At 39.2% G+C, this 15,842-nt stretch carries 7 protein-coding genes; 4 read left to right on the top strand and 3 right to left on the bottom strand.

All coding sequences use genetic code 11. From position 1 onward, the window contains the following. Positions 1-821: 821 nt before the first annotated feature. The 4 genes from metK to ruvX all read left to right on the top strand — a co-directional run bounded on the left by metK (position 822) and on the right by ruvX (position 6,919). Positions 822-1,976, top strand: coding sequence for a methionine adenosyltransferase (gene metK, locus HBA_RS01290; RefSeq protein ID WP_097032242.1), 1,155 nt, complete (start codon positions 822-824; stop codon positions 1,974-1,976). Positions 1,977-2,692: 716 nt separating this feature from the next. Next, entirely contained in the window at positions 2,693-4,090 is a 1,398-nt protein-coding gene (locus HBA_RS01285) for a sugar porter family MFS transporter (RefSeq protein WP_097032241.1), read from the top strand. A gap of 854 nt (positions 4,091-4,944) precedes the next feature. Continuing rightward, a complete protein-coding gene (gene gshB / locus HBA_RS01280) occupies positions 4,945-5,904 on the top strand; it encodes a glutathione synthase (protein ID WP_097032240.1) in 960 nt (319 codons plus the stop codon). 556 nt (positions 5,905-6,460) lie between these two features. After that, the gene (ruvX, locus tag HBA_RS01275) at positions 6,461-6,919 is read left to right on the top strand and encodes a Holliday junction resolvase RuvX (protein ID WP_097032239.1); all 459 of its coding nucleotides are present in this window, start codon (positions 6,461-6,463) and stop codon (positions 6,917-6,919) included. 960 nt (positions 6,920-7,879) lie between these two features. Here the strand turns inward: ruvX and tkt are convergent. The 3 genes from tkt to priA form a co-directional block, all read right to left on the bottom strand. Next, positions 7,880-9,874 (bottom strand): transketolase, encoded by a 1,995-nt coding sequence (tkt, locus tag HBA_RS01270; RefSeq protein ID WP_097032238.1) that lies wholly within the window; start codon positions 9,872-9,874, stop codon positions 7,880-7,882. Positions 9,875-11,192: 1,318 nt separating this feature from the next. Then, positions 11,193-11,441 (bottom strand): hypothetical protein, encoded by a 249-nt coding sequence (locus HBA_RS01265; protein WP_097032237.1) that lies wholly within the window; start codon positions 11,439-11,441, stop codon positions 11,193-11,195. A 2,099-nt stretch (positions 11,442-13,540) separates the two neighbouring features. After that, entirely contained in the window at positions 13,541-15,745 is a 2,205-nt protein-coding gene (gene priA / locus HBA_RS01260; protein ID WP_097032236.1) for a primosomal protein N', read from the bottom strand. Between the last annotated feature and the right edge of the window lie 97 nt (positions 15,746-15,842).

Genomic DNA, 15,842 nt, shown 5'->3' with positions numbered 1-15,842 from the left:
ATAACAATACACTCCTCAAAAATCTAAATCAGAGGAAACGTTAATAACATAATCCTAATCTATTGCAACATATTCATTTTCCTGAAATATAACATTATAAGGTTACAGCATTGCACTGATATAACTGTCGTTTATGTTTATCTCCTATTTTGAACACAAGATGTCTTGTCTAGCCGCGTTGATTATTAGTTTTGTGGCAAAATTAACTGATAGCAGTGAGCCTTCCTACGGCTATTCTAAGCCTGACGAGTGTTATCCTCCCGTATTAATTTTATTCCCGTTGACTATGTGGTACTCTTTAATAATAATGCCTAATGAATATTATTAGTTGCCTGACGTGCTACGCAATAAAAACGAGATAAAATCATATATTGTACGCATTATAAATCCTTTCTCCTGATCAAATCAGGTGCCTAAGACAGACAATAAAAGATAAGTATAAAATTTTAGAGCCTATTCGGTTAACTCTACTGATGCCAGAGATTATAAAAGCGCGCGTTTTTATACATGTGAGTGGAAAAATAAAGACTAACTGATATTAGTTGATCGACATATGAATTTTCAATTCAAACTCGCTAATACGCTGATATATTTGAGCCAAAAATTACTAGTATTTAACCCAGTTCTCACCCTAAAATAAACATCTAGAAGTAAATCTATTTATCATAATCAACTATTTTCTGCTGAACGATCAATTCAAGGATTAAGGGGGTAGAATCACATTTACTATCATTATCCGGGTCTCGTGCATTGCAATGATGCCCCCGTTCCTAACGGCTACATAGTCATTTATAACTTATACCCAAAGGTAATAAAGACCAATGGCTAAACAACTATTTACCTCTGAATCTGTTTCAGAGGGACATCCCGACAAAATCGCGGACCAAATCTCAGACGCTGTATTGGATGCTATTTTGGCACAGGATCCTAAGGCGCGAGTCGCCTGCGAAACCTATGTTAAAACTGGTATGGTTTTGGTCGGCGGCGAAATTACCACCAACGCCTGGATAGATATTGAGAAATTAACGCGCAAAACTATACGCGAGATCGGTTATATTCATTCTGATATGGGGTTTGATGCTAACTCTTGCGTCGTGCTGAGTGCTATTAATAAGCAATCTCCGGATATAAACCAGGGAATAGATCGTACTAATCCTATGGAACAGGGTGCGGGCGACCAAGGACTCATGTTCGGTTATGCTACAAATGAAACCGATGTACTGATGCCAGCACCGATCGTCTACGCGCATCGTTTGGTAATCCGCCAGTCCGAGGTCCGTAAAAATGGTACCCTGCCCTGGCTTCGTCCAGACGCTAAAAGTCAAGTGACTTTTGCTTACGACAACGGTAAAGTAGTAGGTATAGACGCCGTGGTGTTGTCTACGCAACATGCAGAAGAAATAGCCATGTCGCAGTTGAAAGAAGCGGTGATGGAAGAGATCATAAAACAGGTTCTGCCCTCGGAATGGCTTTCTCCCAAAACCAAATATTTTATAAATCCAACCGGACGTTTTGTTATAGGAGGACCGATGAGCGACTGCGGCCTAACCGGCCGTAAAATCATCGTTGACACCTATGGTGGTATGGCCCGTCACGGCGGTGGCGCTTTCTCTGGCAAGGATCCGTCCAAAGTTGACCGCTCAGCGGCGTATGCAGCGCGCTATGTGGCAAAAAATATCGTCGCCGTAGGTCTAGCTGAGCGTTGCGAAATTCAAGTATCTTACGCTATTGGCGTGGCTGAACCTACTTCCATCATGATTGAAACTTTTGGCACTGAAAAAATCCCGGTAGAGAACCTGACAGCACTTGTACGCAAATTATTTGATTTGCGTCCTTATGGACTAATTACCATGCTAAATCTATTGCAGCCAATCTACCAAGAAACAGCTACTTACGGCCATTTTGGCCGCGAACATTTTCCATGGGAAAAGACAGACAAAACCGAAATACTGCGCGATGCTGCCGGACTGAAATAACGCACTAGTATCCGTGAAGTACTAAACCTTAAAAAAACGCACCGCCGAAACGTAGATCGAGGCAATCACTGCTTTACCCTACGGAAAAGCATCTCGTCAATCAAGACTGACGTTATACAGAAATGCTATTCAACTCAGTTCTTGCTTGTATAAATCTACCAACTATTGGAGTTTGATTTGTAGTTATCCCACTCCATACACGTCATATTATGGGGCGATAAACGTTATAATTACCAGACTGCCAATGAATTATTGGATAGATAAATTTCTTATTGTACCGCAGGGTTGCGATGTCTTTTAATGACCTTTATACTGCTTGTATATCTTGATGTTAGCTTAAAACTTATTAAATAATACTTTGTTTCAAATAAACTAAAACACATGATCATAGCAAAAAAGGATTAGATATTTGAAATAGATGACATAGAATGCACTAAATTTTATGCGATTATTACAAATACAGCATCAAATAAATTTCTTCTTTCGTATTTGTTACAAAATGGGTAATACATCAAAATATTTTAGATGATACCCATTTTGGGGCCTCTAATTAGTAGCAATTAGCTAGACAACGCTTTTAGGTACGAATCAATATGTCGGCAAGCATAGATTAATGAATGTAATTGGTTACATACTTGTGATTAATATCACACTTTATCAGTGTGCATTTACAATAACATTTATAATTATTAACTTACGTAGTAAATGGAGGTGTTATGAGTACTGCCATACATAAATTAGGCAGAACCCATGCTCGTTTTACTTTTTTTGTTTGTTTTATGGCGGCGTTGGCCGGCCTGTTATTTGGTCTTGATATTGGAGTTATCGCAGGCGCGCTGCCTTTCTTGTCTACAGATTTGCACATTAATAATCAACAACAAGAATGGGTAGTCAGCTCCATGATGCTTGGTGCTGCATTAGGAGCGCTGGCCTCCTGCTGGATGTCAGCTCAGCTGGGGCGAAAATTTAGCTTACTAACCGGTGCCGTTTTGTTTATTGTTGGTTCGCTATGGTCAGCACTATCGCCGAATGTGGAATCGCTAATCATCGCACGTATTTTACTAGGACTTGCAGTCGGGATCGCTTCCTACACAGCTCCAATTTACTTATCAGAAATCGCACCAGAAAAGATACGCGGGTCGATGATTTCCATGTATCAATTAATGATCACTATAGGTATTTTGGCTGCCTATCTCTCTGATACCGCTTTTAGCTATAGCGGCTCCTGGCGCTGGATGCTAGGTATCATCACTATTCCTGCAATTTTACTGTTTATCGGTGTGCTGTTTTTACCAGGCAGCCCTCGCTGGCTGGCAGCTCATGGCCGTTACTATGAAGCGCAAAAAGTGCTAAGTATGCTTCGCAGTTCCAACGAACAAGTACATAAAGAATTAGAAGAAATTCGTGAAAGTTTAAAAATCAAACAAAGTGGTTGGGCGCTGTTCAAAGATAATAGTAATTTTCGACGCGCAGTATTTCTCGGCGTTCTACTACAAGTAATGCAGCAATTTACCGGTATGAACGTTATTATGTATTATGCTCCTAAAATTTTTGGAATTGCCGGTTTTACCAGTACGGCTAACCAAATGTGGGGGACAGTAATTGTCGGATTTGTCAACGTACTAGCAACATTTATCGCTATTGGTCTGGTAGACCGTTGGGGGCGTAAACCGACTCTAAAATTAGGTTTACTAGTCATGGCGGGTGGTATGGGTGTGTTGGGTACGTTATTGCATCTAGGTGTCGATACTGAATTTCAAAGATACTTTACCATAATTATGTTAATGCTGTTTATAGTCGGCTTTGCTATGAGCGCCGGACCATTAATTTGGGTACTATGTTCTGAAATTCAGCCGCTTAAGGGACGTGACTTCGGTATTACCGTATCAACTGCCACTAACTGGATCGCTAACATGATAGTCGGAGCGACTTTCCTAACCATGCTAGAGACGCTTGGAAATGCTAACACCTTCTGGGTGTATAGCGCGCTGAATGTTATTTTTATTATATTGACGATTTCTCTTATTCCGGAAACTAAAAATGTTTCCCTTGAGCATATCGAACGTAATTTAATGACGGGCAAGCCCCTTCGAGAAATTGGTGCGCAAGACTAACACCTTTCTTTTCTGTTCACCGACGAATAAATAAAAAAGAAAGGTAGAATTTACGGCTAACGCCTCGCTTATAGCGTTAAAATAGCATAAAACGTAGTACAATTGCTGTTAGAAAATCTAGAACACCATCAAAGATAAACTGATAACGCATGAGCGCACGCATATACTGAAGTTTTAATAATCATCTTGTCTAGTAAAACAACCTAACAGGCAACATAGGTCTACTATTTTAACCCCACTAGGATTGCCTGTGACATCATGAAATTTTTATGCTTTTATATATGTTTAGTGCAAGTCTTAACGGTATATTAACATAATAACATACTGAGCGGTAAAAAACTGTAATGCGGCTGCATTAGTAGTTGCAAACTATTACAGATCGAGAAAAAACTAACTACTTAATGCTTTATTATTTTACTAACTTGTTATTTGTCGCAGACACGATTGCATTTTATATCATAAAGGTAAGTACTATCGTTTTAAATAGTTAAAAGAGTGTTAAAGTGTTGGCAGCATACTCTCAAAACCAAGAATAATAGCTGCATTACCTAAAATAGGTATATTTTAACAGGTAAAAATGAATTGCAATATTTTACATTCATCAAGGTGGTACGTGATATTACCACGACATTGTTTTAGACGCTAGATGAAATCATGCTATAAGACTAGAGGAGAAATAAAACTTATGAAGGCATAATATAACTATTACGCATTTAATCAAAACGACCTATAGTCGTAAAATTTGTATCTAATTATGCCACAAGTGTTAAGCACTAAGACCACATAGCGCGCTCATTGCCATCATACATCCCTACAAGGGAGTTTTAACAATTTAGGGAATAAAGAATAAAACAATGATTAAACTTGGCATCGTGATGGATCCAATTTCATCCATTTCTATCAAAAAAGATAGTAGCTTCGCCATGCTGCTGGAAGCACAACACCGCGGCTATGAAATTCACTATATGGAAATAAGCTCATTGTATCTGCACGGCAACGAAGCGCGGGCCTCCACCATACTGCTATCAGTAAAACAAGATGATAACACTTGGTATAACTTTAATAGCGAGCAGGATATCAACCTGGGAAAACTAGATGTGATCCTGATGCGCAAAGATCCCCCCCTTGATAATGAATTTATTTACGCCACCTTAATTCTAGAATACGCGGAAAAAGCGGGAGCGTTTATCGTCAACAAACCTCAGAGCCTGCGGGACTGTAACGAAAAATTGTTCACTTCCTGGTTTGTTCGCCATACGCCAGATACGCTGGTAAGCTGTCGTGACGACCATATTCGCGACTTTTTGCAACGACACGGTGACATTATCCTGAAACCTCTTAATGGCATGGGAGGTATGTCAATTTTTCGCGTGAAACCAGACGATCCTAACCTCACGGTAATTATCGAAACCATAACCAAATACGGAAATAATTTCTGCATGGCGCAAAATTATCTACCGGCGATTAAAGACGGCGATAAGCGGGTGCTGGTTGTAGATGGAAATACGGTTCCCTATTGCCTAGCACGTATTCCCAAAAACGGTGAAACTCGCGGTAATCTAGCTGCTAGTGGTCGCGGAGAAGTCCGTCCGCTCTGCCATAGCGATTGGAAAATCGCACGCGACGTAGCGCCAGTACTAAAGAAAAAAGGACTAATGTTTGTGGGACTAGATATCATCGGCGATCGCTTGACCGAAATTAACGTTACAAGTCCTACCTGCATAAGAGAAATCGAGACAGCTTTCCCCATTTCTATCACCAGTATGTTGATGGACGCAATTGAAAAACGCCTAGATAGCGCAAACACCGATTGATGTCTATCTATAATAATTTAGCCGCAACCTGATTGCGCTTGCAGCCAGTGACTTATCTACCTTTTAGCACATATTAAACGTTATCTATTTTTAATTTTTTTGATATCTCATACTTAAATCACTATCTTATAGCATCATTTTCTTATACCCAATACCTATCGGAAAAATCTGTTGTTTAAGTCTTAAATATAGAATATCTGCGAGCATAATAATGATAGCTACGAGGCATTTTTATCAAAAAATCATTTGAGCCGTTCGATGTCAAAAAGTGCCATAGTAAGATCAAAATATACTCTCCATACTTGGGATATGTACCATATGCTAAGTGCCCAAAGATTTTGTAATACAGCATCTAAGGATGAGATAAATATGCTCGTCGTTGCCGTTCAAAACCTAGGGTATGCTGAAGTGCTGTCGGAAAATACCTAAATTAACAAAACCGGCAATAGTGAAATGCTATTTAACACTCTTATAGATGCCTATTGGCGAAATGCAGTCACACTCCCTAAGTATCACAATATTGACAATTATAGTTCAAATACGTTGGTTGTAACTGATGGTCATCACCAGTCATTTTATGGCATTTGATTTTGGTACCTGGAGCATTGGCGTAGCAATTGGGCAACAAGTAACCTGCACCGCTAACCCATTGACAACGTTGAAGGTCCATGATGGCCTTTCTCACTGGAAAAAAATAGAAAAATTACTTAACGAGTGGCAGCCGGACATGGTAGTAGTAGGGTTACCATTGAATATGGACGGTAGCGAACAACCACTAACCGCCCGAGCGCGCAAATTTGCCAATCGACTCCATGGTCGATTTAACATTAAGGTTGTGATGCACGATGAACGCCTCAGCACCATTGAAACTCGCGCCAAACTATTTGCGCTCGGCGGTTACCGAGCACTAGATAAAGGTCAGGTAGATGCGGGATCAGCAGTCATTATTTTGGAATGTTGGCTTAAAAACACTTTCAAGAATAACTCTAATATACAATTACCAAGCAGCCTATAAGCTTCGTCGTTGTTATATGTCCTACACAATATGCTCTATATTTTGTCGCATTAGCCAGTTATCAGAATGTTTTGATCCGAATAATATATATCAATATCATACATGGTTCATATAATGTTTATTATTGCGTCTTAATTTCACTATCCTATCTAAGATCAATATTTGCTTTATGTAGTGACAATCCATGTCAACTCTTATAAAGTAATAAATATAGTATTGCTTTGTAGCTGAACCCTGCTTAAAAACTAAAAGCAGTAAAATTTTATGTAAGATCTACTCCACAATACCCAAAATATCGACATCAATCTTACCGATATTTATTTGTAGTATGCTACTGGTAATAGTGTCAGAATAAATAACATTCCTCTGCTGAAAAATATCTTACATCGCTGTATATAGCGATCAAACCTGAAGCGATAAGTTTTTATATATATCTGAAAACATCATATTCGCATTAACAAATGCGTATGCAGAAGACGTCAATACTACTTGTCATCTATCAGGGATACTAGAATCAAGTTAATAGCTAACAATTATTAAAGACAAACAATATCAACGTCATGATTAAAAATCATGTAATTATTTTATATTGTTCATTGCCCTAATAATGATCAGTATGGCAATACGGCATATTGATTTATACGTATATGTATTAGCATGATTGAAACTAAAGCAACGAGGATATATTTTGGATCTCTGCAGGATAACTTTGATCGAGTTCATACAGCCCATCAACGATAAAATCATACTATACGCACTAACGAACAATACAAATTAATCAATGATATGTGCTACAAAACAAAAAAATACTATCTGTTACTTCACGACCGCACTGAAGATCTTGGGTCGTATAGCAGAGGCAAGCAGCACTTTACGTCAGATTAAACAAGGTCAAAATCCGACGGGGTAGCAAAATACTGTAGAACCGGTAGGTAGCCCCGGCACTAGGCAAAAAGAAAATTATTTCAGCAGCAAACGTGCTTTGTTTAGCACATTATCAACGGTAAAGCCGAACACTTTAAACAATTCTTCAGCCGGAGCTGATAAACCAAAACTGGTCATACCAATAATTTGCCCATTTAAGCCAACATACTTATACCAATAATCGCTGATGCCAGCCTCAATGGCCATACGGGCAGTAACCTCTTTCGGTAAAACAGACTCGCGATAATCCGCATTTTGCAAATCAAATACATCAGTGGAGGGAAGCGATACAACGCGCACTTTTCGGCCTTCATCTTTTAAATTATTATAAACGGCTACCCCCAACTCCACTTCAGAACCAGTAGCAATAATGATCAATTCTGGTTGTCCCTCACAATCTTTGAGCACATAGCCCCCTCGAGCTATGTCTGTTAATTGCTTTTTCGTGCGATCTTGCTGCGCAAGATTTTGGCGTGACAAAATAAGTGCAGTAGGACCATCAAACCGCTCAATGGCTTTCTTCCAAGCAACTGCGGTTTCTACCTGATCACAAGGACGCCAAATGCTCATATTTGGTGTCATGCGCAAGCTGGCCAATTGCTCAACAGGCTGATGAGTTGGACCGTCTTCACCAAGGCCAATAGAGTCATGGGTATATACCATGATATGGCGCGTCTTCATGAGCGCTGCCATACGCACCGCGTTACGGGCATATTCAACAAATATTAAGAAAGTGGCAGTATAAGGCACGAAACCGCCATGATGGGCAATACCATTACCAATGGCCGTCATGCCGAATTCACGCACGCCGTAATGAGCATAATTACCGGAAGGATCATCTTTAATATAGGTGGATTTTGACCATATAGTCAAATTACTGGGTGCCAAATCCGCTGACCCGCCCAAAAATTCCGGAAGCAAGGGACCAAAAGCTTCCAGTGCGTTCTGCGAGGCTTTACGGCTGGCAATTTTCGCTGGCTTCGCCTGGAATTGCGCGATGATTTTCTGGCTTTTTGCATGCCAGTTTGCCGGTAATTCTCTGTTCATACGGCGTTTGAACTCATACGCAAGCTCAGGAAAGGCTTTTTTATAGGCGGAAAATTTATTATTCCAAGCCGCTTCTTTCTTTTTACCTACCTCTTTCGCATCCCAATCCTGGTAGATTTCAGCCGGTATTACGAACGGCTGGTAGTTCCAGTTTAACGCTTTACGAGTAGCAGCGACTTCTTCTTCTCCCAGGGGAGCACCATGAGAGAAATGGGTACCAGCTTTGGTTGGCGCACCGAATGCAATAACTGTTTTACACATCAACAGAGATGGCTTATCAGTGATAATGCGGGCATTGTCGATAGCCGCCTTAACAGAATCGCTGTCGTGACCATTTACGCCCCGCACGACGTGCCAGCCATAAGCCTCAAAACGAGTAGCGGTATCATCGCGAAACCAGCCATCAACGGCACCATCGATAGAGATACCGTTATCATCATAAAACGCCAATAGCTTTCCCAACTTCATAGTGCCAGCTAACGAGCAAACTTCGTGGGATATACCTTCCATCATACAACCATCACCGAGGAAAACATAGGTATAGTGATTAATAATCTCATGGTCAATGCGATTAAACTGCGCAGCCAGCGTGCGTTCTCCAATGGCTAAACCGACAGCGTTAGCAATGCCCTGACCAAGTGGTCCGGTCGTGGTTTCTACCCCATCAGTATAGCCGTATTCAGGATGACCTGGCGTTTGAGAGTGCAATTGCCGGAAATTTTTCAACTCTTCTATAGGAAGATTGTAGCCGGTAAGGTGTAAAAGGCTGTAAAGCAACATTGAACCGTGACCGTTGGAAAGTACAAAACGGTCACGATCAACCCATTTTGGATTAGACGGATTATGATTAATATAATCACGCCATAGAACTTCGGCGATATCCGCCATGCCCATCGGTGCTCCGGGATGTCCGGAATTGGCTTTTTGCACAGCGTCCATGCTTAATGCACGGATAGCGTTAGCAAGCTCTTTTCTTGATGTCATTAGATGCTCCATAGGTTAAAGTTTATCGCTAAAAGATATTTTTCTTTGTTAATTAACCAATAACTGGTAAATATCTTCGGCTAGTTTGTTTAAAGTCATGCATCCTGGTTATGTTTACTAAGAAATTTAGATTCAAGCAGCAACTACTGATAAGAATATTTGGTATAAAAAGATAGTTCAAACACAACGAACTCATTCCCTTGTTCTTGTTACTTTTAGCAGAGCTCAAATAAAAAAACTACAATCGGACAGCTTCATAATTCGTTTCATTTTGTAAAATAAAAACATTAAGGCAATAATAAATTTATTAAAAACAAATAGTAAGCATGTATTTGTTACACTACACGAGACAAAACTTAATCTTCGCATATCACGTATGGATTGAATGATTTGTGGTGGTTGTATCAGTTATAAAAACAGTTAGTAAATAATGATATCAAAATATATGTTCTTCAACAAGGGAATGACTATGTAAAAAAAGCATGACGTCAAATTATAATTAATCTTTTACTCATTTATTTTACGGATTACTGTCCTATCTAGGGCAAAAAAAAACTTAATAAAATACGATTTTCATCATTGATAAGTGCCTTATTTCTAAAATTATAGCTGCTAGTTTTATGGTCTTGAGCCATAAACCCGAGCAATTATAATCAAGGTATGTTTTTATTTTGTGTGGAAAACAGGTCCGAGTACACTTCTCGTAATTTTACGCCAATATTAAAAGCTAATTTATCGCTGACGTTAATACTCTTTTAGTTTTGCAAAACACTGCCTTATTTGTGCACATTAACCAACATATCTATCAAATGATAATGTAACGTACAGATATACGGTTGCATATTAATGATCTGTTTAAGGTGACGTTTGCGGTGCGTTATGTCGAATGGACGTAATGTCTTAGATGTCAGTCACATCAGTAGCAAGTTATTTTACACCTTTAATTGATTAAATTTTACTCGATAAGTTAAATGCTATCAATCTCATAAATAAATTATACTTTTATTATAAAAACTAATCAAAATATTTGTAAAATTTTTTTTATTATATTAACTATAATTGAACTATGCAGCTAGCGCATAAAGCTAGCATATTAATACATAGTAGCAATTTCATGTTTATCTTATCATAAACATTTATAGAATATTCCATATATTTATATGCTGATGATTAGCGTTACGTTTAACACGCATCTAGTAATTAATCCAACTGACACAAAAAAAATTCTAATTTTCCAAATACACAAGCGTCAGTAAACCACTTATCTTTCACCCAAACACCTATTTATGCTACACAGTTACCCATAAAATCTAAAAAGTCAATTTGTGGCACATTTTAATTTAATGATAAAGGTCGCTGATAAAATCAAGGTGTCAGCGTTAACTTCAATAACAATTATGCCACTAGTGGAATTATCAACGATAATAATCAGATAGCACGCGTCGATGTGGTTAATAATTTTATTGTCCACCACATCAAAACTAATAGCAATGCACGGATAAAATCTGATGACGATAGCCCCGACAATAATTTGTTGGCCACTACAGAGCACCCTGTATTTTTTCATGTTAAATAGCAATATGAAACAAAATATCTTTCATTAAACGACAAAAAAATCGTCATTCACCTAAATTTAATAGTCTTAATCCCGCATTAAGTCACGAAACGGCAAAATGCTTAACATAAGCATGGCTTTAAAACAATCAAATGATTGTTCGTAACGATATTTTTAATAAAACAGCAGCGGCATATACATCAAAATAGATTCGAAGCAACCGTTTGATTACAGATCAAAAAACATATAGAACCATCTTACACCAGATTAAATTCGACATATCAGCTACATCAATAGAGCTAAAAGTATTGCTTGCGCTCGCCCCAAAAGCATATGACTTTTGCCAGTTTAACCATGGGAAAAATGAATATTTAAATAGTCCTAGTATACAACGTAGAAAGGGTGAAGATCTGATTGAAATTAATGATAGTTCAATAATCTAAAAAAATAGAAAATCCTTCGCACGGTAATGCAAAACCTGAGAAAATAATTATCGCACTAATGCTTGCAGCAAGGAGCAATAGGTACTGCACGGATGACAAATAATATGCTTAAGCTTATTTTTGTACAGATTAACAAAATAATAAATCATATTTTTGTATAGGCCGTAAATTGAATGTAAGTCAAAAATACCACCAAATCACCTTATTAGTGCCGCATTCAATTTACCGGCTACAAAAAGAACATATTAATGTGGATAGTGAGTACGTATAAGTTTTCCTAAAATACAATCAGAGGTAAGTATATAATATTATAGGATCGACCAACTAATTTACGCGCATGTAAGTCAGTGTCGTATACCGGAATAACATGCACTCTTACTAGAAAAAGATTTATACAGATATTCTCGAAGATTCAATCTTGATGCATAGTACCTATATTCATCTGCGACTCTTACAAAACGCTGCCACAAGTTTCCGCAGAAACTAGCACAATCGGCACGCAGCAGTCAAACGATTAAAATCGTTTCTTGCAATGCAAAAACTATAAAGATTGAGTCTAAGATAAATTATGAACCCCTGATTTTCTAAGGAAGAAAATAGCTAGAGGGGTATTGGTGGCGGAAATATACGTCAATACGAACCATCGTAGCACTGTTTATTGATCCTAGGAGTGTGATCCTCACCCAAAATTATCACCAAAGTGCTTATAATACGTATGTAAATAAATTTCTTATTGTTGTTCTAAAATTAATCAAATAGTCCGCAAGGTAAGGACGACACAGTATATTTCCATATAAGATACGCAGCACTAGAATACGAAATGCAAGACAGCATCAATCGAACAAACGGCTGATTTAGAAGTGAGATATTAAGGATGATAATATAGCTGGTAATCTTTCTGCCAAGTCAGTTCAAAGTGCGTATACTGTTTTTTCAGTTAGCAGTTATCATGCATTCACCGTCGACCCTTGAAGGAATTTATAAAAACATACTGATAACAATAATGAGATCATCAAAAGAAAAAATAGACTTTATGCTAATTACTCATGTAATGTGTGGTGTACGAATGTAAACTAATGTTAGTGTGACACTACAATTAGTAGTTTTATGGTTTAACTAACGGTTAATATTCTTATCTTGTGTTTGCTTATGAGCCAACACGAATAGTTTACTCCTGTTAAATAGGAGTAGGGAACAAATCTTTTACGACAAGGATAATATTCTCTTGTTTGCAAAGGAAATAGTTATTTATCTGAGGAACAAAATAGCCGATTGGGCAGTCAGAATATTTTGCTAAGCTAAGGAAATCAGTAACAATACAGTGAGTTTATTAAACTGAACTTTTCATGTTCATATAGTCTTTCTGACTCAGTCCTGTCTAAGACAAAATATTGTTAAATTAATGATATAATCATATATGATTAAGCATGGTATGTCATTTATGAACAAAAACAGATCATAAATAATTTTGTACAAAAGCGACATATTGCGTCGCATTCCCTCAGCGCAGGTACCGACGTTTTCATAATTCTACATATTCCGACTGGTGGGAACTCACAGCACTTTATTCATGCATAAAACAACTCACCACTTATAATCAATATCCCAACCTTCAGCTAGCAGAGGCAAATTGCGTTATGAGGCTAACAAGATCACAAAACTGCGACGTTAGACGTCGAGAGGATCCACATCTAGCCACCATTTTACCTTACTTGCATGAGATAGGTTGTTTATCAGCGGTAAACTAACTACAATTAGGCGTTGTAAATGCGAACGCGATGGATGAGATAAAAGTAACTGCCAGCGAAAACGTCCACCGCGCTTATGATCTAATGTAGGAATTGGTCCCATTAGCCATAAATTGTTGTCACGTAGCGGACTGGAGTCTAGAAGTTGGCATAATTGATCAAGAAACAGCAGCGCCTGTCGGTTATCACGATCGTCTGCACGAAATAGGATATGGTTGGTAAAAGGAGGAAGATCTGCCTGACGACGTTCGTCTAGCATTTGATTAGCAAAATCCATATAATTATTATGTAGTAACTTTTGCAGAAAAGGATGCTCAGGATGGTGAGTTTGTAATAAAACTTCGCCCTTTTTGCCCTCGCGGCCAGCATAACCGGCAACCTGGGTATAAAGCTGGGCAAAACGTTCAGTAGCACGAAAATTGCTAGAAAACAATGCACCATCCACGTCCAGAAGGGTAACTAGCGTAACATCTGGGAAATCATGACCTTTAACCAACATTTCGGTGCCAATTAAAATGCGAGCGCCACCACGTTGCACTTGAGCCAGGTAATTTTCAAAAGCTCCGAAGTGCGCTGTGGTATCCCGGTCGATACGTGTAACCGGGATATCTGGGAACAAAGGTGTCAACACCGCTTCCAGTTGTTCGGTGCCCAATCCAATCGCTACCAACTGGGTAGTACCGCATTGAAAACATTGATACGGCAACAGACGCTGGTTGTTGCAATGATGGCAGCGCAATTTGCGATACTGTTGATGTAACGTATAATAATGATTGCAGAATTGGCATTCTGCAATCCAACCACACTCATGGCACAGCAATACCGGTGCAAAACCACGGCGGTTTAGAAACAGCATGACTTGATTGCCAGCTTGCAAATGCTTACTCATTTTATCTATTAACGGCACCAAAAATCCATTTTTAGTCATCGGCAATGTCTTCATGTCCAACAATTGCCGTGTAACACACTCGGTGTGGCCAGGACGATTGCTCAAGGTAAGCTGGCGGTACTTTTTTTGCTGCACATTATAGATAGTTTCTAGTGACGGTGTAGCAGAACCAAGAATGATTGGTATATTGTTTTCTCGAGCAAGAATAACGGCCAGATCACGGGCGTGATACAGCCAGCCTTCGTGCTGCTTATAAGAACTATCGTGCTCTTCGTCGATGACAATGATCCCCAATTGAGCAAATGGGGTAAATAACGCCGAACGGGTTCCTATAACAATAGCGCATTCGCCTCGCCGCGCTTTTAGCCATACTGCTAGCCGTTGTCTATCGTTAAGCCTTGAATGCAAGACTTCTACGGGTGCATTAAAGCGCTCGCGAAAACGAGCGGTGATCTGCGGCGTCAAACCGATTTCCGGCACTAACACTAACGCCTGTTTTCCTTGAAACAAAATATCTTCCAGCACTGTCAAATAAACCTCAGTTTTCCCAGAGCCGGTAACCCCAGCCAATAACCAAGTAACGAAACAATCATTTGTGCTACGAATAGCTTCCACAGCCTTAGCTTGTTCGGTACTCAGTCTCATCCGTTTTAAGTTAATGCCGAACCCTGGCCGCCAGTCTCTTACATCTATTTTCTTAGGCCGCAAATCGCATAATCCTTTAACACGCAACGCTTGCAGCGCCGGGGCGGAAAGCAGTAGTTCACCCACTTGATGACGATAAACTGGCCTACGCATCAGCAATGTAAGTGCATAGTGCTGTTTGGGTGCCCTCTTCAACAGGCTATCAAGCTGCGTATGAAGTCCTTGTTCTGTAGCAAACCACTGCCATAACGGTGCAATTTCTGCGGGTTTACCCTGACGAAGCATAACTGGCAAAGCGTGAAACAACACTTCTCCTACGGGGTAATGGTAATAACCTATAGCCCAGTTCAGTATGCGCCATAAGCTATTCGAAAATAGTGACACGCTGTCTAGTACCTTGATAATAGGTTTTAATTTATTTAGGGCTACATCACTGTGATAACATATAGCGGTGACGATGCCAATGGCCTGACGTTGACCAAATGTAACTAAAACCCGACCACCAATAGCAGGTATGATGGTATTGGCAGGGAGGAAATAATCAAAAGTCCGAGCTAACGGCACCGGTAACGCGACGTTTACAACGTTCATACACATTCATCCTAGTATCAAGTAAAGAGATGATAGCGTACAGTATGTTACTTTTTGTTGTCATCTGGCATCATTTGACATTAAAATTATACGTTGC

The organism is Sodalis endosymbiont of Henestaris halophilus (assembly GCF_900161835.1).
Classification (GTDB): domain Bacteria; phylum Pseudomonadota; class Gammaproteobacteria; order Enterobacterales; family Enterobacteriaceae.
This window is presented reverse-complemented; position numbering and strand designations above follow the sequence as displayed.

Bases quoted from the DNA above. Each gene is read 5' to 3' on its own strand.
- metK (WP_097032242.1), top strand. From the start codon at position 822: ATGGCTAAACAACTATTTACCTCTGAATCTGTTTCAGAGGGACATCCC.
- HBA_RS01285 (WP_097032241.1), top strand. From the start codon at position 2,693: ATGAGTACTGCCATACATAAATTAGGCAGAACCCATGCTCGTTTTACT.
- gshB (WP_097032240.1), top strand. From the start codon at position 4,945: ATGATTAAACTTGGCATCGTGATGGATCCAATTTCATCCATTTCTATC.
- ruvX (WP_097032239.1), top strand. From the start codon at position 6,461: ATGGTCATCACCAGTCATTTTATGGCATTTGATTTTGGTACCTGGAGC.
- tkt (WP_097032238.1), bottom strand. From the start codon at position 9,874: ATGACATCAAGAAAAGAGCTTGCTAACGCTATCCGTGCATTAAGCATG.
- HBA_RS01265 (WP_097032237.1), bottom strand. From the start codon at position 11,441: ATGAAAAAATACAGGGTGCTCTGTAGTGGCCAACAAATTATTGTCGGG.
- priA (WP_097032236.1), bottom strand. From the start codon at position 15,745: ATGAACGTTGTAAACGTCGCGTTACCGGTGCCGTTAGCTCGGACTTTT.